General features: G+C 36.6%; 21 protein-coding genes. 10 read left to right on the top strand and 11 right to left on the bottom strand.

From position 1 onward, the window contains the following. The first annotated feature begins 45 nt into the window (after positions 1-45). Complete coding sequence (locus J0L69_06455) at positions 46-2166, top strand: T9SS type A sorting domain-containing protein (GenBank protein ID MBN8692818.1); 2121 nt, start codon at positions 46-48, stop codon at positions 2164-2166. Positions 2167-2222: 56 nt separating this feature from the next. Here J0L69_06455 and J0L69_06450 read toward each other — a convergent pair whose 3' ends face one another. Next, positions 2223-3164: a hypothetical protein gene (locus J0L69_06450; GenBank protein MBN8692817.1), complete on the bottom strand. Its 942-nt coding sequence runs from the start codon at positions 3162-3164 to the stop codon at positions 2223-2225. Positions 3165-3268: 104 nt separating this feature from the next. Here J0L69_06450 and accC point away from each other — a divergent pair, with 104 nt between their 5' ends. Both accC and J0L69_06440 read left to right on the top strand, forming a co-directional pair. Beyond that, on the top strand, positions 3269-4747 hold the full coding sequence (gene accC / locus J0L69_06445) for an acetyl-CoA carboxylase biotin carboxylase subunit (protein MBN8692816.1): 1479 nt from the start codon (positions 3269-3271) through the stop codon (positions 4745-4747). Between the two features lie 55 nt (positions 4748-4802). Beyond that, on the top strand, positions 4803-5453 hold the full coding sequence (locus J0L69_06440) for a DUF4294 domain-containing protein (GenBank protein ID MBN8692815.1): 651 nt from the start codon (positions 4803-4805) through the stop codon (positions 5451-5453). On the opposite strand, the gene J0L69_06435 is transcribed toward J0L69_06440, so the two are convergent. The 5 genes from J0L69_06435 to J0L69_06415 are packed head-to-tail and all read right to left on the bottom strand — an operon-like array spanning position 5450 to position 11527. Next, on the bottom strand, positions 5450-6199 hold the full coding sequence (locus J0L69_06435; GenBank protein ID MBN8692814.1) for a DUF481 domain-containing protein: 750 nt from the start codon (positions 6197-6199) through the stop codon (positions 5450-5452). The two genes, J0L69_06440 and J0L69_06435, sit on opposite strands and share 4 nt — an antisense overlap. A 4-nt stretch (positions 6200-6203) precedes the next feature. Beyond that, on the bottom strand, positions 6204-7685 hold the full coding sequence (locus tag J0L69_06430; GenBank protein ID MBN8692813.1) for a hypothetical protein: 1482 nt from the start codon (positions 7683-7685) through the stop codon (positions 6204-6206). A 50-nt stretch (positions 7686-7735) separates the two neighbouring features. Beyond that, the gene (locus J0L69_06425) at positions 7736-8866 is read right to left on the bottom strand and encodes a glycosyltransferase (GenBank protein ID MBN8692812.1); all 1131 of its coding nucleotides are present in this window, start codon (positions 8864-8866) and stop codon (positions 7736-7738) included. Positions 8867-8894: 28 nt separating this feature from the next. Then, positions 8895-10100: a glycosyltransferase family 4 protein gene (locus J0L69_06420; protein MBN8692811.1), complete on the bottom strand. Its 1206-nt coding sequence runs from the start codon at positions 10098-10100 to the stop codon at positions 8895-8897. Next, entirely contained in the window at positions 10100-11527 is a 1428-nt protein-coding gene (locus tag J0L69_06415) for an LptF/LptG family permease (GenBank protein MBN8692810.1), read from the bottom strand. Before J0L69_06415 ends, J0L69_06420 begins: the two co-directional genes overlap by 1 nt. An 82-nt stretch (positions 11528-11609) precedes the next feature. Between J0L69_06415 and J0L69_06410 the strand changes: the two genes are divergently transcribed. Further along, positions 11610-12359: a glycosyltransferase family 2 protein gene (locus tag J0L69_06410; protein MBN8692809.1), complete on the top strand. Its 750-nt coding sequence runs from the start codon at positions 11610-11612 to the stop codon at positions 12357-12359. Positions 12360-12366: 7 nt separating this feature from the next. Next, the gene (locus J0L69_06405; GenBank protein ID MBN8692808.1) at positions 12367-13083 is read left to right on the top strand and encodes a hypothetical protein; all 717 of its coding nucleotides are present in this window, start codon (positions 12367-12369) and stop codon (positions 13081-13083) included. Positions 13084-13152: 69 nt separating this feature from the next. Here J0L69_06405 and J0L69_06400 read toward each other — a convergent pair whose 3' ends face one another. Continuing rightward, on the bottom strand, positions 13153-13512 hold the full coding sequence (locus J0L69_06400) for an HU family DNA-binding protein (protein ID MBN8692807.1): 360 nt from the start codon (positions 13510-13512) through the stop codon (positions 13153-13155). Between the two features lie 143 nt (positions 13513-13655). Beyond that, on the bottom strand, positions 13656-14597 hold the full coding sequence (locus tag J0L69_06395; protein ID MBN8692806.1) for a methionyl-tRNA formyltransferase: 942 nt from the start codon (positions 14595-14597) through the stop codon (positions 13656-13658). A 31-nt stretch (positions 14598-14628) separates the two neighbouring features. Between J0L69_06395 and J0L69_06390 the strand changes: the two genes are divergently transcribed. Continuing rightward, positions 14629-16092, top strand: coding sequence for an SLC13/DASS family transporter (locus J0L69_06390; protein ID MBN8692805.1), 1464 nt, complete (start codon positions 14629-14631; stop codon positions 16090-16092). Positions 16093-16094: 2 nt separating this feature from the next. Next, positions 16095-16748: an ABC transporter ATP-binding protein gene (locus tag J0L69_06385; GenBank protein ID MBN8692804.1), complete on the top strand. Its 654-nt coding sequence runs from the start codon at positions 16095-16097 to the stop codon at positions 16746-16748. Here the strand turns inward: J0L69_06385 and J0L69_06380 are convergent. Then, positions 16740-17318: a DUF479 domain-containing protein gene (locus tag J0L69_06380; GenBank protein ID MBN8692803.1), complete on the bottom strand. Its 579-nt coding sequence runs from the start codon at positions 17316-17318 to the stop codon at positions 16740-16742. The two genes, J0L69_06385 and J0L69_06380, sit on opposite strands and share 9 nt — an antisense overlap. A 79-nt stretch (positions 17319-17397) precedes the next feature. Here J0L69_06380 and J0L69_06375 point away from each other — a divergent pair, with 79 nt between their 5' ends. From J0L69_06375 to J0L69_06365, 3 genes are read left to right on the top strand one after another with little or no spacing between them, the layout of a single operon-like run. Then, entirely contained in the window at positions 17398-17607 is a 210-nt protein-coding gene (locus J0L69_06375; protein MBN8692802.1) for a hypothetical protein, read from the top strand. A 1-nt stretch (position 17608) separates the two neighbouring features. Then, positions 17609-17809 (top strand): hypothetical protein, encoded by a 201-nt coding sequence (locus J0L69_06370; protein MBN8692801.1) that lies wholly within the window; start codon positions 17609-17611, stop codon positions 17807-17809. Then, positions 17787-18005, top strand: coding sequence for a hypothetical protein (locus tag J0L69_06365; protein MBN8692800.1), 219 nt, complete (start codon positions 17787-17789; stop codon positions 18003-18005). Before J0L69_06370 ends, J0L69_06365 begins: the two co-directional genes overlap by 23 nt. Position 18006: 1 nt before the next feature. On the opposite strand, the gene J0L69_06360 is transcribed toward J0L69_06365, so the two are convergent. Both J0L69_06360 and J0L69_06355 read right to left on the bottom strand, forming a co-directional pair. Continuing rightward, positions 18007-18858: a DUF3108 domain-containing protein gene (locus tag J0L69_06360; GenBank protein MBN8692799.1), complete on the bottom strand. Its 852-nt coding sequence runs from the start codon at positions 18856-18858 to the stop codon at positions 18007-18009. 58 nt (positions 18859-18916) lie between these two features. Further along, the gene (locus tag J0L69_06355; GenBank protein ID MBN8692798.1) at positions 18917-20215 is read right to left on the bottom strand and encodes a 1-acyl-sn-glycerol-3-phosphate acyltransferase; all 1299 of its coding nucleotides are present in this window, start codon (positions 20213-20215) and stop codon (positions 18917-18919) included. Positions 20216-20240: the final 25 nt, after the last annotated feature.

Here is a 20240-nt window from a genome sequence, read left to right as displayed (position 1 = left end):
GTCGAGCAACAATTCACTACCTTTGCGCCACTAAAAACCTATTTCATGAAAAAACAACTACTTTATTCTTTCACATTTATCGCGCTGATGCTGGCTAATTTCAGCTTCGCGCAACAAAACAGAACTTCTGTTAGTCCTGCTCCGGCAAAAGCATTGTCAAAAAATGGCGTTACTCCTAAAAAAGGAACACAAGCTGTTATCACCACAACAACCAGCACTTGTATGTCAATTAACTTACCGGCACCAGCAACTTGGTCGTTAGTAAATTACGGTACAGGTACACCTATCTTCGCAGATGGTTTCGTAAATGGTCCGAATATTTACGGCGACCGAGAAAAAGCCATGTACTTTGATGTATCTGCTACAGCTAATACAATGATTACTCAGGTTTATGTTGGCTTCGATCACGCCTACTCTGCAACACCAACAAAAACCGTAGCTGTTAAATTCTACGATGGTACCTCATTATCTCCAGGTGCTGCATTAGGCTCCGGAACTTTGAGTATGGGTACAATTATGACGGATGTGAGTAACAACCAATACTCTTTAATTATTTTCCCAACTCCTATTTTATTACCGGCTTCAAAGCGTTTCTTCGCAAGTGTTGATATTTCGGCTCTACAATGGACCTCAACTGTAAAAGATTCGTTAAGCATAATCAGCAACTCCGATAATCAAACTATTCCTTCTGCTGCTTGGGAAAAATGGAGCACGAATGCATGGCACAATATGGGAAGCACCACCACATGGACTTTAGACATCTCTTTATTAATTCATCCGTTCTTAACTCAAGCGCCAATTACTGCAACATTTTCAACACCTAGCAACACAGTTTGTACAGGACAAAGCGTAACTTATAACTCAGCAGGTTCAACTAGCCCGGGTACTTACGAATGGTATTATGCCGCCATTACAGCTACACCAAACGCAACCGGTGTAACGGCCACAACTTCATACAGTGTTCCGGGTACATATACAACTACTATGATTATGGAGGATGCCTGTGGATCGTTAGGTGCTGTTCAAAAAACTATTTCTGTAATTCCATCACCAACGGTTAGCGCCACTCCGTCTTCTACTACAGTTTGTAGCGGAAAATCGGTTACCTTAAATGGAAATGGTGCTTCAACTTATGCATGGACCGGTGGTGTAACCAATAACGTTGCATTTGTTCCTGCATCAAGCGGAAATTATACTGTAACAGGAACGGCAGCTAACGGTTGTACAAATTCTGCCGTTGCATCTGTTGTTGTAAATACGACTCCTACAGTTACAGCAAATACATCTACCACATCCGTTTGTAGCGGTAATAATGTGACTTTAACCGGAGGTGGTGCGTCTACATATGCTTGGACTGGTGGTGTTACTAATAACGTTGCGTTTGCACCAAGTTCAACATCATCTTATACAGTAACAGGTACCGCAGCTAACAGTTGTACAAATACTGCTGTAGTATCAGTAACGGTTAATCCTACTCCATCTGTGAGCGCTACACCTTCTGCAACTAGTATTTGTCAGGGTGACACCGTTATCTTAAATGGAAATGGCGCTTCTACTTATGCCTGGACCGGCGGTGTAACTAATAACACTGCATTTACTCCAAGTGCAACAACTGCTTATACTGTAACGGGAACAAACACTATTGGTTGTTCAGCTACTGCAGTATCAAACGTTATCGTTAATTCTAATCCGAGTGTAACTGCTAATACTACTTCAACTTTAATTTGTACAGGTAACACTGTAACTTTAAATGGTGGTGGTGCTAATGTTTATGTTTGGAGCAGCGGCGTAAACAACAACGTGCCTTTCAGTCCAACTACTACAGCAACTTATACTGTGACAGGTTTTGACGCAAACAATTGTAAAAATACAGCTACAGTAAGCGTTGTGGTTTCTGCATGTACAGACATTGCTAACATAGAGCAAACCAAGGCACAGTTTATTGTATATCCAAATCCAAACAATGGTAATTTCGTTATAGAATTAAACGGATTTAACGGCACATCATCTATTGAAATCTATAACAGTATCGGTAAATTAGTATACAGCCAGGATTTAACTACCGAGAAAAATAATTTAACTACAAATTTATCTTCAGGTATTTACTTTGTAAACGTAATTGAAAACGGAAAAGTAATTGCCGTACAGAAATTAATTTGTGAATAATACATTTCACATCCCCAACAAAAAAGGCTGCTAAAATTAGCAGCCTTTTTTAATTATTACTTTTTCGGTTTGTACATCTCTTTCTGTTTTCGAGGATCAGGCTTCTTCACATTATCATTCTTGCTTTTGTCGTTTCTTATATCAACATCTTCTTTTAATACCCATCTGTCTTTGTGTTGTTCATAAGCATCGAAACTTCCATCCGGACCATAATACTGATATTGTCCCTCCAAAACACTTCCTTCATCTTTAGGCGCTAAATGACTCAATACAATCTGATTTCTTTTATCATTCCACTTCAAAGACATCGCCACTTCGGATGAATATTGAAACATAATTCGCTTCGGACTTTTCTTTGGAACTTTAAAAACATCCTTACCAAAAATTGGTGTGCCATCCGATTTGAAATATAAAATGTCAATGAATTTTTTCTGAATTAAATTATCGTTTCCATCCCAACCAACTAAAGTATAGTAACCATCGCATGAAATAATTTTATCGTAATATAACATGCCAAACCATTTAGCCGCTGAACCTACATGCGTTTCAGGAGATTTTACCGTACCTGAAACATCAATAAGTTGAAACAAATCATATTCATTGGTGACCGATTTCTTAAATAAACCTTGCTTATGAACCTTCGTATTATTGACCTGAATAAATCCAAAATAAGCGTGTGTTCCGTCATTTTTAAAAACATTCCAGGTAATTATTCTGAACTTGCCATCATCCGATTTTAATTTAGAAACGCCTTTAATGCTATCGAAACCAAAATCCATGGATTCTTTTTGTCGAAGTGCCTGCTCCCATAATTTGATGAATTTTTTATTGGCATCAAACCGCTCTTCCTCTTTCTTAGATTTGAACACAACAGTCTCCAAATCCTTTAACTCATATTCTAATCGATAAATGTTAGCCCCGCTTACAGTATCTTTCTTCTGCGAAAAAGCAGTACTAAAAACTAAAAAGCCTATTAAGAAATGAATTGTTTTACGCATTGGCTGTAATAACGCAAATATCGACAATAAGTTACATAATTTAAAAAGATATAAAACCCGTGGTTTTAAAGCCTTGTAATAGTTATATTTGAGCGTATTTTACTATGAAAAAGATTTTAATTGCCAACCGAGGAGAAATTGCGTTACGCGTTATGCGCAGCGCTAAAGAAATGGGTATTAAAACCGTTGCCGTTTATTCGGAAGCCGATCGTAATGCGCCTTTTGTGCGTTATGCCGATGAAGCTTTTTTATTAGGCCCGCCTCCAAGTTCTCAATCCTATTTATTGGGAGATAAAATCATTCAGATTTGTAAAGAAAATAAGGTTGATGGAATTCATCCCGGTTACGGATTCTTAAGTGAAAATGCCGAGTTCGCCCGCAAAGTGCGCGAAGCCGGAATTACATTTATTGGTCCGAGTCCTGAAGCAATGGATATGATGGGTGATAAACTCAGCGCGAAAGCCACTGCTAAAAAACAAAAAGTGCCCATGATTCCCGGTTCCGATGGGGCCATAAGCGATATACATGAAGCTATTAAACTGGCGAAAGAAATCGGCTTCCCATTATTAATTAAGGCATCAGCCGGCGGTGGTGGAAAAGGAATGCGTTTGGTGGAGAAAGAAAGTGAAGTGGAAGAACAAATGAAAATGGCCATTTCAGAAGCAATCTCAGCTTTTGGAAATGGTGCTGTATTTATTGAAAAATATGCCAGCGGTCCGCGCCATATCGAAATTCAAGTATTAGCGGACAATCACGGTAATTGTGTTTATTTATTCGAGCGCGAATGTAGTATTCAGCGCCGTCACCAAAAGGTAATTGAAGAAGCACCTTCTTCCGTTCTTACTCCTGAATTAAGAAAAGCAATGGGTGAATGCGCGGTTGCTGTAGCAAAAGCATGCGGATACAGTGGTGCAGGTACAGTTGAATTTTTAGTGGATGATAAATTGAATTTCTACTTCCTTGAAATGAATACGCGTTTACAAGTTGAGCATCCTGTTACAGAAATGATAACAGGACTTGATTTAGTGAAAGAACAAATAAAAGTAGCACGCGGAGAAAAATTAGCCTTTAAGCAAGAAGATTTAAAAATAAACGGCCATTCTTTAGAAGTACGTGTTTGTGCCGAAGATCCTGCAAACAATTTCCTTCCGGATATCGGTAAATTAATCATGTACCGTACGCCAAGCGGACCCGGTGTGCGTGTTGATGATGGATTTGAAGAAGGCATGGATATTCCAATTTATTACGATCCGATGATTGCTAAATTGGTGGTTCACGGAAAAGATAGAAAAGACGCGATTGACAAAATGTTACGCGCCATTAACGATTATAAAATTATTGGCGTTGAAACCACGTTGGATTTTTGCACTTATGTATTAAAGCATGAAGCCTTTGTGTCCGGAAAATTCGATACCGGCTTTATTAAAAAATATTTCACGCCGGAGTGCTTAGTGAACAATACTGATGAATTTGATGAGGCTATTGCTTTAGCTTCTTCCTATATTTTTGACACCAAAAAAACACAAAGTCAGTCGGTTGAAAGCGGCACTGTTAAAAAAAGTAAATGGCGTCAAAACCGTTAAAAAACGGACTGTAACTTTAGGTTACTTTTTGCGTATAATGTAATAAAAGGATAGAATGAGTGCTTACTTAAATATCCGTTTACCCAAAGTATTTTACAGGTTTAAAACTCCTGCAACAGCACTGCTTACCGCTTTCATTTTCGTATTTAGCTTTAGTCCTGCACAAGATATAAGTGTGCCACAAGCCAAAACATCTTACACACTAAGAGCTGAAGTGGTGGACAATGATACTGTTCCTGTGGTTGACCTCTACCCTGTTTATGTTTATACCGATTACATTTATAAAAACAAAAAGCAATACGAGCAGTGGACTCGCATCAAGTATAACGTAAAAAAAGTTTATCCTTATGCTATTATCGCTGCAGCTAAATTAAAAGAGTATGATGTGATTTTGGAGAAGATGCCAAATGAACGAATGAAGAAAGCTTACATCCGTGTTTGCGAGAAAGATTTAAAAAATGAATTTGAAGATGAATTGAAAGATTTATCCATCAATCAGGGCAGAATTTTAATGAAACTCATCGACCGCGAAACAGGTAAAACAACTTATCAGATAGTAAAAGAAATGCGCGGTGGATTTGAAGCAGTCATGTGGCAAGCGGTAGCACGCATATTTGGCAACAATATGAAGACAGAATATGATGCTAATACAGAAGACATCATGATTGAACGTGCGGTTAAACTGGTAGAATCAGGTCAGTTTTAAAACTTATAACTTATTCCGCTCCGAATCGTGTAAACCAAATCAGGAACACGCAAAGGTTGTCGCGTATCGTACAACAAAACCAATTCAGATTTTAAATTGAGATGCTTGGTAAGAATTAATTCCAGCATCGAATTATTAGCAATGCGATAATCATTGAAGTCGGCAAAGTTCGGCTGATAAAAGGTGGTGCTCGTAAATTCAAACTTTCCAAACGAAACATTAAAACTTAGGTAGGCGCTTAATCGGTTACTGTATCTTTCCAAACTATCATTATTCTGTGCCTGATATTCGTACATATAGAGGGTGGCGGTATATATTCGCAAATGTTCTCGTTTAACTAATTTAAAACGCGGACCTGTTCCGCCAAGATATCTTCTATCAAGTAACAATACTCTGTTATATTGCGCTTGAACAAATGCCTCCCAGGTAAGCCATTTATTAAGCTTGTAATTGTAACGCAAATGCTGATAGCCTGAGTTCATGAAGTCGGTATTACCCGCTTTAATAAAAGCTAAATCCCCAATCGCCAAAACTCTTGACTTTCCCTTCTGATATTGGGTATGAATGTTCAAACCGAAAGTAATAACCTCCTGAATATTTTTCACCGCACTGAAATTACCATCAATCTTTCCAACCCATTGTGAAGAATCGTTATGAAAACGTTTGGATTCAATATTAATAACCTGAGAAAAACAAAATACAGAAAAAAGCAAAAAGGTGATTAATGCTAAAGCTATTCTATTCATTGCATTAATTCTTAAAATCGGGAACCAGACTAAATTTTGAGAGAGGTCTTCTTGATTCGAACCAGTTGAAACCTTTTAAACGCGCCTCATCGATATTCACATCTTTCATTGGAGTAGTCACACTTTCCGGCTTTTTTATAAATGATACCTTATCAAAATCGCCTTCCTTAAACCAAACAACAATATCACTGCATAGTGATTTATTTAAACCTACCAGTTTGGTTTTATTTTTAGGATAATATAAAATCTGCGCGTTACCCTTCACTGTAATTTTTCGGATACTATCGTCTTTAAAATACCCGACAATGTTCTTTCCTGTTATTTGATTATATGCATTATTGATTAAAGAATCAGCTTGCTGCACCACAAAACCATTCGTTGTAAGAGAGAAACTATGAATACCGTTCTTGCCAACACAGACATCGATAAACTTCGCCGTGGCTTGTCCTTTTTGCGCCCACACAATTGGCATATAAAACATATGCATCAATGAATCTACCGTGCTGTATGCTAAAGAGTCGCAAACTCCTTGCAAATCATTTTTGTAAAACTTCACCTTATGGTAAGCTTTAATCAAATTATTAACCGAATCAATATCCTGATGAAATAAAGTATCAGCCGTTAAATACAAAGAATCTTTATCAAACATACGCACGTACATAGCGCGCTTAGTCACTAAAGCCTTTGAAGCCTTTTCATGATATTCGGCGTAATCGCCATAAAGCACGGATTTGTTTGTTGTATCGATAAGTTTAATGTTTTTAAACGCGCGACCGATTCCCAATTTACGATCGTAGGTTAAACTATCACCGGTTAGCTTTTGTTCCTTGGTAACCAACAACGCGTTTTTACTGAATTGTGATTTTTCATTTTCCGTATCATACCAACCGTTCTCACAATAGATATAATCATCCTTACTAATAATAATACTCGGACCTAAAAAATAAGAAGTCTTATTCGATGTATTATAAAGCAGAGTATCTCCCTTCATTTTGTACTCGGGATTTGTAAGTTCTACATCGTATTTAAAAGCCACGGTTTTTGAAGACGAATAATAATGTCCGTTTTTACTTACCAAAGTATTATCCTTATTCACTAAAGTACCTCCGTTATAATAGTTCGCGATAGAATTCTTCACATCAAAAGTGAGGATCGGGGTTGTAAGCGTCATGTCTTTTTCAATGCAACGCACATTTCCCTCCAGTGTTGCCAATTTACTGGCGCCATCATAATACAGCTTATCACCATACACAAAAATACTGTCGCCCTTGATAATGGAGATATGACCAAATGCTTCGAGTTTGTTGGAATCGTATAAGTAAGCGCTATCGCAATTCATCACGGCGCCCTCATGTGCACAAATAACATTCCCGATTAATCGCTTTGCGCTAATTCCTTTATCGTATCGAAACACTCCGGCATGGCGAATTTCGATTTGTTTCGCCTTATCAGGTGCAGGCTTCGTGCTTTTCTTTTGCTGGGCCAAAGCAGAACTGCAAATTAAGACGAAGAAAAATAATATGTTTACGAATACTCTCAATTCACTTCACGTTTTGTAGGTTGCCACACATTACTTTCAACACCCTTCATATATATGATAAAGCCACGTAACAGGGCAAGATTCATAAGATAAAAATGGCTGACAAACCGCATGAGAGGAATATTGATCCGCAATAACCAATCCAGAACCGGTGTTACGAATCCGAATAATTGTAAGAGGAATAAAATTTTAAAATAAGCATCGTGAAACATCAGAAAATAAGTGCTGACAAAAGCTGTGATGAGTAAAAACGGCGTTAACCAGCGTAATACTTTATGCGACCAAAACGCGAAGGAAATGCCGTTAAAACTAAGCAGTAAAGATTTATATCGCATTAGATTTTGGAAATTGCCTATTGAGATTCTTACCTTTCTTTTAAATTCTTCCGCTGATTTAGTTGGTACATCTTCATTACAAACAGCTTCCTTATCAAAAACAATTTGTTTCCCTTGCTCAATTACATTCATGGTGATGTAAAAGTCATCCATGAAAAATTTAGGTGGCACTTTTGAAAAACTTACTTTACGAATCGCATAACAACCGCCCTCTGCTCCCATCACCACATTCCAACGCAAACTTTCCTGATGCTTTATTTTATTCTCGATGGCTATGTACGATTTCTCTTGTGACGCGATACCTTTATTATTGGGCGACACCTTAATAATATTAGCCGCCACCTGCGCCACACTTTCATTTTTAAAATGACGAATCAAATTGAAAATAGTATCCTCTTTAAAAATAACATTCGCATCTGTTAGGATGAAAATTTCCTGCGTCGCTTTATCTGATAAATCGTTGATAATACCCGACTTTCCTGTTCTTCCGCCAAAACGTATTAAATTAATTTGAGGATATTTCCTTTGCCATTCCTGGATAATTTCATCTGTTTTATCAGTAGACGCATCAGAACCAATATAGAAATGAATTTTCTGTAAGGGATAACTTGTTTTGAAAACAGATGCAATTTTATCTCCTATCACTTTCTCTTCGTTATAAGCTGCCATTAAAATAGCCACCTCAGGCAACTCTTCATCCAACTTAAACAACTGTTTCTCGTTACTCTCTCTTTTAGAAAAAATCAATAGCCATAATGGATAAATAGCATAAGTGTGTAAAATTAAATACACAGAGAGAACAAATATGACGAGCCAAACACTATGCATTTAATTCCGAATTATAGAACTGAACCAAGCCCTCCACTACTTTCTTATTATCGAATTGTTGCTCGGCCAGCAATTGCGCTTCATTTTCAAGAAGCTTTCTTTTCTCATCGTTTTGTAATAACCCAATAACAGCCTCTGAAAATTCGGAAGGTGAATTTGCAATGAGAATATTTTTTCCGTGAGTATACTTTATTCCTTCGGCACCAATAGCAGTGGAAACAATTGGCTTTCCGTAGGCCATACCTTCAATTATTTTTATTCTTAATCCGCTACCCGACAACAATGGCACTAACATGATTTCATGCTCATTGTAAAATGTTTTTGAGTCTGCAACCTTTTCAATCACCATCACATTGGGCAAATTCAATTTTCTGAATTTTTCCGGCATATCTCTTCCTGCCAAAACTAATTTAGCTTCAGGCACAGTTTTATGTACCTTCTCCCAGCAATTCTCAAGAAACCATTCCACCGCTTCCATATTTGGCATCCAATCCATAGAAGCAAAATGAAAAATAGTCTTTGGTTTTTTATTGTTTGACTTTTTCTCCTTATATGAGTTTACGTTTACACCTGTAATGCAGGTATAAATTGGTTTCTTAAATCCAAGTTCAAGAAAAAAATCTTTATCGATATCCGTAATTGTTACAATAGCATCCAATTGCGGCAACACTTCGAGTTCAAACTTTTTTAAACGTGAGGTTTGTAAAGACAAATACCACTTTTTTAGTGCAGATTTTTCATGCAGCAAATGTCTTTCCCAAATTAAAAACTCCACATTATGCGCACGTAAAACAATTTTTGCTTTTGAGTATTTTTTTATAACCGAAATATAGGTAGCAACAAAGAGACCTTCTAATTGAATAATATCAAAAACATTCTTCTTTAAAATTTCTATTAAAGAGTTTTCAAACGCGTTGAAATAAAAACGTGAGACAAAATATGATTGAGAAGAAAACAAATTAGCAAATGCGCCCCATGGCGTCACGCTGGCGTCGCGATAAACAGATTGATAATGCGATTTTTCTTTGTAATCACTTGGAATTTGATCGTCGGGTTTAAAATGCTTTTTTGTATTAATGGTTAATACATGTAATTCAACATTATTGGCAATAAATCCCTCTCCCATATTGTAAATAGCAATGGAACTTCCGTCATTTGGCGGATAAGGAGCTTTATTACAGATTTGAAGTACGCGCATCAGGAACTTTTACGTTTAAACAATTTTTTAATTGGTTGTAAATACACATCAATATCAAACAACGCCGAATCAGTAGCGGCTTTATAGGTTAAAAAGACTCCTAAAGGAAGGAATATTAATAGTGGTAACCACATACCAAACCACGCATGCACGATACCTTCGCTGGTTAATCCTTTGAAAGCTTCAGTAAGAATAAAGTAAGCAAGAAAGAAAATTACCGCCATTACAACCGGCAGACCCATTCCTCCTTTACGAATAATCGCTCCTAGAGGTGCGCCCACAAAAAACAAAACGATACAAGCGAAACAAACATTAATTTTTTCGTGCCAACCCATTTCGAATTGCGCTTCACGGTACAAATCATCTCTGCTTCCATCATTCAGTGAATCAATAAATCCGCTCGAATTACGTGCAAGATTTAAAGCGTTCTCTATGGCGCGATTGTAATCAGGTGCACTCAAACTGCCATAAAATTTGCGAATGTTTACCGGTTTTTCTACAGGCTTCTTAATAAAATTAGATGTGCGATAGTAGAAAGAGTTTTTTGCCTGCGTATTTAAATTTGTACGCTTTCTTTCCAGTTGAGTTCTGATAGTATCCAGTTCGTTATCAATTTGCCAAATATTCATCATTTCATAATGATGCTTAAATAAATTTTCATCGGTACGTTTTAATTTAAAATCGGTAAGCTCAATATTTACTTCCAATTCTTTAAAATTAAGTTGCGAGAATTGCTTTGCCTTCTTGCTCACTTCCCTATTTTCAATTTCCTCGTAACGGTTGCCTTTAAATAATTTTATGATTAAATAATTCGTATCGGCACTCATATTCATGTAACCGCTATCCGCATACAATTGAACATTATTTCCAATACCTGCTGTGTGATCGTAAATCAAAACATCCTGAATACTATTTCCATCCTTTCCCTTTTTCCCGACACGCAGACTATAATCCTCAATCTTGTTATAAAAAATTCCTTCCTTTATGTTCATGGCTGGTTTTGCCTGACGAATATCCCATAAAAGTGATTGTGATTTCCAGGTAACGACGGGTAAAATGTAGTTATTAAACACAAAAGTGAGCGCCGCTAAAATAACCACAGTATAAAAAACCGGTTTAATTATTTTGAATAAAGACAATCCGGCTGATTTCAAAGCTGCTAATTCATAATTCTCAGCTAAACTTCCAAATGTCATAATGGATGCTAATAAAACAGCAAGCGGAATACACTGCGGAATGATGGCTATCCAAGCATAAGTAAAAAGCTGGGTGAGCGTCCAGAAAGAAAGGCCTTTACCTATTAAATCGTCGAGATAAGTAATTACAATTTGCACAAGGAAAAACAAAAACACGCTGACAAACAGGGTAATTACAAAAGGCGGTAAAAACGACTTTATGAGCAGGGTATGTAATTTCTTTAGGGGCACTTATAAGCCTTAAAGATACAGGATAATTAAAAATTTACATACCCTTTTTATCAATCAAAATTGTTATTTTTGTTTAAATATTATGATTAATAACAAGAAATTAGTGGTGGTATTGCCTGCGTATAACGCAGCTTTAACCCTTGAACGTACTTATAACGAAATACCATTTGACATTGTTGACGATGTGGTGTTGGTAGATGATTGCAGTAAGGATAACACTGTAGAAGTAGCGCGTCAAATCGGTATTAAACACGTTATTTCCCATGAGAAAAACAAAGGTTATGGCGGTAATCAAAAAACTTGCTATGATAAAGCTTTGAGTTTAGGAGCTGATATTGTGGTGATGTTACATCCCGATTACCAATATACCCCAAAATTAATTCAGAGTTTAACGTATCTGATTGCAAACGATTTGTACCCTGTTGCGTTTGGTTCCCGTATTTTAGGTAAAGGCGCATTAAAAGGCGGTATGCCAATGTACAAATACATCTTTAACCGTTTCTTAACCTTCAGTCAAAACGTATTAATTAATCAGAAATTATCAGAATACCATACAGGTTACCGTGCCTTTTCTAAAGAAGTATTGGTTACCATAAATTACCATGCCAATTCGGATGATTTCGTGTTCGATAATCAAATGATTTCTCAGATTTTTTATGCCGGATTTGATATTGCAGAAGTGACCTGTCCTACTAAGTATTTTCCGGAAGCCAGCTCCATTAATTTCAGTCGTAGTATGAAATACGGAATGGGTGTACTCGGAACATCTTTCGTTCATTTCTTTAACCGACTTGGTATTATGAAATCGGAGATTTATAAATCCAACAAATAATTTCCACATGGCTGTTTATAAATTCAAAGTTGTATACGAAGATAACGACGACGTGTACCGCGATATTGAAATTAAATCTGGGCAAACATTTGAAGACTTCCACAATGCCATTCAGGATGCCATAAAGTTTGATAAAAAACACGCGGCTTCATTTTTCGTGAGTGATGATTTCTGGCGAAAAGGTCAGGAAATTACTTTGCGTAAAGAAGATTTAAAACTTGATGCGGAAGAAATTCGCAAAAAAGTGGATCCTAAAAAACTGATGTCGGAAACCAAAATTGCAAAATTCATTGAGCAACCGCATCAACGATTTGTCTACATTTTTGACCCGGAAGTACAATGGAGTTTTTTGATCGAGTTGATGAAAATTGATGTTGAAAATCCAAAAACAAAATATCCTATTTGCGTAAAATCGGTTGGAAAAGAACCTAAACAATACAAGCAAGCCCTTATTAAAGAAGAGCCTACTGGAGAAGATGCATTATTAGCAGCGATTTTAGGTGGTGGTAAAAAGAAAGCCAAAGAAGAAGAGGATGATGTGGAAGAAAATGAAATTTACAAAGCCTTAAATACGGAAGGTATTGAAGAAGACGATTTAGAAAGTTTGGAAGGCGAAGAAGGTGAAGAAAAAACTGAGGACGAGGAAGGCGAAGATGAGTTTAATGAAGAAGGAGGAGATGATGATTATGGCTTCTCTGATAACATGGATGAGGATGACAGATAATTATATTTATCGCATAAAATAAAAAAACCGAGACTAACATCTCGGTTTTTTATTTTCTGTAAACTAAACTTATTTTTTGTTTACGTTACCAGCTAATTCAGCACCTGCTTTAAATTTCACCACCTTCTTAGCGGCAATCTTAATTTCTTTTCCGGTTTGAGGATTACGACCTGTACGTGCAGCGCGTTTTGCTACTGAAAAAGATCCGAAACCAACTAAACCAATACGATCACCTTTTTTTAAGGCTTTGTTGATTGAATCGATAGTTGCATCTAATGCGCGACCTGCATCTGCTTTTGATAATTTTGCACTGGCTGCAATTGCATCAATTAATTCTGCTTTGTTCATTTTAATTTTTTTAATGGGTTTAACAATAAATGTTTTTGCTCTAACAAATTTATAAGATGAAGTCTTTTTATCAAGTGACAAAGATTAGAAACAAGGGTTTTTGTTGAAAAATCAAGTCTTTGTTCATAATTCAAGCGCCTGAAACGCTCTGATAGCGCGGGATACAGAAGATTCCTTTTTTAACAAAACAAGAAATGAAATTTGTAAAGCAAAAACGCAGATGCTTACTTACACAATGTGTTTTCAGGAAATTTATACCCACGCAAAAATTCCTCGGTACTCATCCTTTTTTTTCCTTGCAGTTGTAATTCCTTCACATTTATATAACCTCCCTTAGAGGCAATTTTAATAAATGTTTTATTGTCGGTTAGCAGCGAACCGTTAGTTTCTTTTACTGCCCCCTCCTCTACAGTTGTTTTAAATAATTTAAAAGAAGTGAGTGTGCCTTTACTATCCGTAAATTCCGTGTAAGCGGCCGGATATGGTGATAACCCCCGAATTAAATTGTACACCGACTTCACTTCTTTTGTCCAGTCGATTTTGCAAGTGTCTTTAAAAATTTTCGGCGCATGTATGGCAACAGCATCATTTTGTGGCTTTAATTCATAGTTTCCACTCTCAATCGCTTTTACACTTTTTAAAATCAACTCGCTCCCCACTTTCATTAACGTATCGTGCAATTCACCGGCTGTTGTAGTGTCGGATAATGGCACCTTCTCCTGAAACAAAACATTTCCTGTATCAATTTCATGCTTTAATTTAAATGTGGTGACTCCGCTCTCGCTCTCTCCATTAATAACAGCCCAATTTATTGGAGCAGCACCTCTGTACTTTGGCAATAAAGATGCGTGTAAATTATACGTTCCCAAAGGAGGCATATTCCAAACCTCTTCCGGCAACATTCTAAAAGCTACAACAATTTGTAAATCGGGCTTTAGTTCCTTTAACTCTGCAATAAAAGCAGGATCTTTTAGTTTAAGCGGTTGTAAAATTTTAATTCCTTTTTCCTTAGCGTATACCTTTACCGCACTCTCACTAAGTTGTTGTCCGCGCCCTGCAGGTTTATCCGGCACCGTAACCACAGCCACCACATTGTAATTATTTCTAATTAATATATCCAAACAAGGTACCGCGAATTCGGGAGTACCCATAAATACTATACGCATAGTACAAATGTAAAATGTTACATTTGTATTAATGCCAAATCTTTTCAAAAAATATATACCAATATTTGCGGGGCCCATGCTTGCCTCTCTTATTTGGCTGTTTTTTGATTTACAACCCGGCTCCCCTAAGGTAACATACATGGCAGGAATTGCGGTTTGGATGGCCACTTGGTGGTTTACCGAAGCCGTTGATTTAGCTGTTACCGCTCTCTTACCGATGATACTTCTTCCTGTTTTTGGATTGGGTGATGCAAAAAGTGTAGCTCAACAATATACCGACAGTATTATATTTTTATTCTTAGGTGGATTTATGCTCGCTTTTGCCATAGAGAAATGGGATTTACATAAACGCATTGCCATTAAAATATTATCTGTAGTTGGTACAAAGCCTACCAACATTTTATTTGGTATCATGATAAGCTCTTATCTTATCAGTAATTGGATTAGCAATACCGCTACTTGCATGATGTTATTTAGTGCGGTTCTGGCATTGATATTGGAAACCGAGCAATTTATTGAAGGAACCAAAAACAGAAATAAATTTGCTGCCGCATTATTATTAGGACTTGCCTTCTCTGCAACTATTGGCGGATTGGCAACACCGGTTGGGACTCCACCGAATATGTATTTCTTTAAAGCCTTTAAAGAAGCTTATCCTGATGACACGCAACTTAATTTTTTAAAGTGGGCTTCAATCGGCTTTCCTTTATCCTTTACTTTCTTAATCGTTACGTTCTTTGTACTATCGAAATATTATTTCAGAAAAGGACTTGAAATAAATTTAAGCAAGAGTTTTTTTAAAACGAATTACACCAATCTCGGAAAAACAAGTTATGAAGAGCGCTGGGTTTTTATCATTTTCATTACTTGCGCTGTATTATGGTTTACACGTGCGGATGTTGATTTTGGCACATTTAAATATAAAGGCTGGGCTAATTTATTTCAGGTTCCGAAATTTATTGATGATTCATTAGTTGCTGTCGTTGCCGCTTTATTATTATTCTTAATTCCATCGAAGAAAAGTCCGAATGAAGCCTTATTAACATGGAATGACGCTAAAAAAATCCGTTACGACATTATTCTGATGTTTGGCAGTGGATTTGCTTTAGCTTACGGATTTGAAGTGTCCGGATTAAGCGAATGGCTCGCCGGTTCATTGGCTGTATTAAAAGGTGTTAATCCTGTTTTAGTTATTCTGGGAATATGCGGCATTGTTACGTTAATCAGTGAATTTGCTTCTAACATTGCCAGTATTCAATTAGCCATACCGGTGATGATTGCATTACAGAAAAATCTGGATTTACCTCCCTTAATGCTCATGATTCCGGCCACTTTTGCTGCCTCTTTAGGATTTATGTTACCTGTTGCAACGGCAGCAAATACAATTGTATTTGGAACGAAACGCATAGAAATAAAAGATATGTTCAAAGTAGGAATAGTGCTGGATGTTTTAGGAATTTTATTGATTACATTGTTTTGTTACTTACTTTTGTAGAGATGATAAAAGCACGCGACATACATAAAACATACGGACAACTGGAGATTTTAAAAGGTGTGAATGTTGACATTAACGAAGGTGAAGTTGTTTCCATTGTAGGTTCGTCGGGTGCAGGTAAAACCACCTTGCTAACTATTTTAGGAACTCTTGATCGTCCCACATCAGGCACATTAAATATTGGAGGCATTGATGTTTACAGTTTAAACGACAGCAAACTTGCGGCATTCAGAAACAAACACATTGGTTTTGTTTTTCAATTTCATCATTTGTTACCTGAATTTACAGCCATCGAAAATATTTGCATGCCCGCTCTTATTGCTAAAACCGCTAAAAAAGAAGCTGAAAAAAAAGCAGAAGAATTACTCGACTATTTAGGATTAAGCGCGCGCAAAAATCATAAGCCATCTGAATTATCAGGTGGCGAACAACAACGCGTAGCTGTTGCGCGTGCATTGATTAATTCGCCAAAAGTTGTTTTTGCCGATGAACCCTCCGGAAATCTAGACAGTAATTCAGCTAAAGAACTGCATCAGCTTTTCTTTAATTTAAGAAAAACATACAATCAAACTTTTGTGATTGTAACGCATAATAACGAATTGGCAGATATGGCCGATAGAAAATTAGTGATGAAAGACGGCAACTTCTTAGGCTGATTGCTTTTTTACGTCTTCAGTTAAATCATTCATAAATTCAAAAAAGTCGGGCTCGATTTTGGATTCATTTTCAATAAACAACGGAAGTGATTCGTTTAAAAAAACACCATGATTGATTCGGTAGGAAAGATGTTTGAGCACCAGTTCAATTCCTTCAATTTTAGAATATTCGAAAAAAGTATTGTTCTGAAGAACATAATCTAAAAACCGTTGAGAGGAATCGGGCAAGTGAATTCGGTTGTTATTTAAAGTAGTGTAAAGATTTTGGGTATAATCAGGTAAAGTAACATCTGAAAAGCGATGGAAATTTTTAGCCAAAAGGTAATCGAAATAAATATCCATCAATACTCCGCTGTACCTTTCAAATCCATCGTAAAAATGCCGCTTGCTTTTAATGAACAACGGATGACTATCGGTGAACATATCGATTTTTCGATGAATGGTAATTCCCTTTTGAATTCTTTCCGGCAAATGCTTCGATTGATTAAGGCGCACATGATCCGCAATAAAATTGCCGATAAGTATTTCCTCATCATTAAACGACAAAAGAGAATGCGCCAAATAGTTCATTTTATCCTTACAACTAAATATTTAGTCTTATTTTGAAATATAAATTTAAAAATTACTTTTGTAGTAATAGTTAATTCCGATGAATAAAAAAACCATACTAACAGGTGTTGCGCTAATCAGCTTATTCTGTTCTTGCCGAAAAGACAGAAATTGTGTTTGTTCGCAAGACGGTAAAGAAATTTACAAAGCAACTTACACCCGTGTTAAGAAAAGTGAGGCTAACACTTACTGTCAGGCCTTGCAAAACACCTATACACCCGGTTCAAACGTTAGCTGTATCGTTCAATAAAATGAAAAAAATAATCCTGATACTTGTTTCTGTTCTTCTGTTAGGCGCCTGTGTGAAATCGCGTTTGTGCGAATGCTATGAAAACACAGCAGGTGTAACAGATACCATGCCGGAAAAAATTTATATAAACGGCAATAAAAAAGATTCAAAAAAAGCGTGTACTAATTTAGCCGACAGCAATGAAGTTTGTAACCTTAAATAAACTCAAAACAATTTTTGTTTTATCGCTGGTAGCGATTTTTATGCATTCGTGTTTAAAACCTTACGCATGTGAATGCGATCACCCATATACGAAACAGAAATCTCACGTTTTAGTGTATTCCACAAAAAACAACAAAGAGAATGCTTGCGCAAAAAACAGTAAAGACACCACTGTTGTATGCAGTGTTAAAGAATAAATTAATTCACTTTTGATGTTGCGTTAGCTAAATTGCTTGCGCCAATAATATCGAGCTTAATTGAACCAATTAAGATTTTGGCTTGTGCGCGTAATGGAACATGGTTTTTATCGTCCGTAATCCAAACGTTTAAGTCTTCTTCGTTTTTAAAGATGCGTCCTTTTTGCACAATGGGACGAAACTTTAAACATTTAAAAGTTCCTAATTCACACTCTATTGTTTCCTTTCCAATATAACGGATATTCATTGGCCATAATTCCTTATCAACGAAACTTTTTATCGTATACACATCCCCTTCTTTTGCATTTGTAAAATCTAGATTCCGCGCGGCATAAAACGAAGAAAGCATATCTTGAACGCCTTGTGGAACGTCTATTTTTTCGCCTCCGCCAACATCTACCTTTTTCGTGTAATGATTAAATGTATAATCCTGACTAAACTTATACCCCCCCTCATCTACTCTTCTAACAAACATCCAGGGAACCATGGCATCTTTATCAATAAATGTTTCGTAACGATCACGCACTTTAAAAAACCAATCGAAAGTACCTTTTGAATAACCATTCCCAACAATGTGATAAACCTTACGTCCGGCTACTTCCATAATCGAAGGCTTTACTTCCAAAACCGCTACGCCAGCATCCATCACGCCATAATGCAAACGATAGGTTAATACCTCTCCCTCTTTAAAAGCAGTATTCGGCTGAACAGGCAAAGCATCTTTCGAAGTATTATTTTCAATAATAATCTGACTTAATTCTGCTTTTTTTGAAGTAAAAAAACCGGCTGATGACATTAACAAAACGCCACCAACTGCACTTGCTGCGATGATAGTATGTTTAATGACTTTCATAATAATGTGTGGTAATAGTATAACGTAAACACTTCAATTTACGTGCCAAACTAAATTACTAATTTTTGTTAATTAAGGCAAATAACTCAACGATTTGAGCGCGTTCCTCACTAAGATTTCTTAATCCGATTTTGTTCGTTAATGCTTTCATTATCCCTTTAGTTTTTAAAATAAAAGGGTAAAAATTCAAGGTGAACTTACCGGTTAGGAAAGACACCAAAACTATCAGGAGCGGCCATCCAATATGCGGCGCAATAACGTAGGCGATTATAAATTGAATAATATAGAAGAATAAAGTCAGAAAAGTACCAATGCCTAAATTAAAGGAAGAATTAAATTCAATATGCTTTACTTTTTTCTTTACGATGAATTCGGATATTTTATATGGCAGATAGTTCCCTAACATTCCGCGAATAATAATTGGTAAAACAGCTACGATTAAAAGCAATCTTAAAATCACATGCATCCAACTTAATTGCCATTTGTTGGAAGGATTCACCACCCAATCTTTTACCCCCATCAAATTTAAATGCTTAAAATACTTTTCGCATCTGGCGTTAAGTTCTACAATCGTTTCTTTTTGTTCCTGATCTGCTGTATTAACTTTTTCAGTTATCTTTTTTGTGATGATGAACTCATGTTCTGGATCTTTGAATTTTAACTTTTGCTGTTTACATAAATCGCGCATGAATATTTTTTCGAGCCATGGAACCAACTTGTCGTTTTCAGGATTTTCGATATGTGTAATCAAGTCCTTCATCCGGGGTTCCAAAACCTTAATAAACTTATTGTATGTCTTGGATGGATGCTCTTTATATTCTTCATAGAAGTCAGCCACTCGAATTGGCTCTCCTATGTTGTAAAACATTGAGCTTCCGACCTTACTTGCTTCACTATAATTAATTCCAACCGGTACCACTACAAAATCGGGATTCTGGATTGCATCCATAGCTCCAAAAACCATTCGCGGCACTCCTTTTTTAATTGGGCGCAAACGACGTTCCTGAATACAAAGACCTTCCGCAAATACGATTATTTTTGCGCGTTTACGTAAAAAGTAGTTGACGCGGTCATAGGTTTCACTATTCTTTTGAAGACCTTCTTTACCACCATCTTGTATGCGATAAATAGGCGCAAGCCCTAAGGTTTCCAGCAAATAAGCCGCTATGCCTGGCTTAAAAGCATCGCCTCTGGCCAGATATTTAAACTTTGGAGGGTAAACCACTAAAGAGAAAACAACAGGATCCATAAAGGCATTCGGATGATTTAATGCTAAAATCATGGGTGCATCAGCTTCAAGCACACGCTTGTTCTTCACCTTAATACGTTTATAAAAACTGTTAAGGCTTAAACTCATGATTATCCTGAGGAACATTAAAATC

It is taken from the genome of Bacteroidota bacterium (genome assembly GCA_017303905.1).
Taxonomy (GTDB): domain Bacteria; phylum Bacteroidota; class Bacteroidia; order B-17B0; family Aurantibacillaceae; genus JAHEYG01.
Note: the sequence above shows the minus strand (reverse complement) of the source record. Positions and strands in the feature narration are given on the sequence as shown.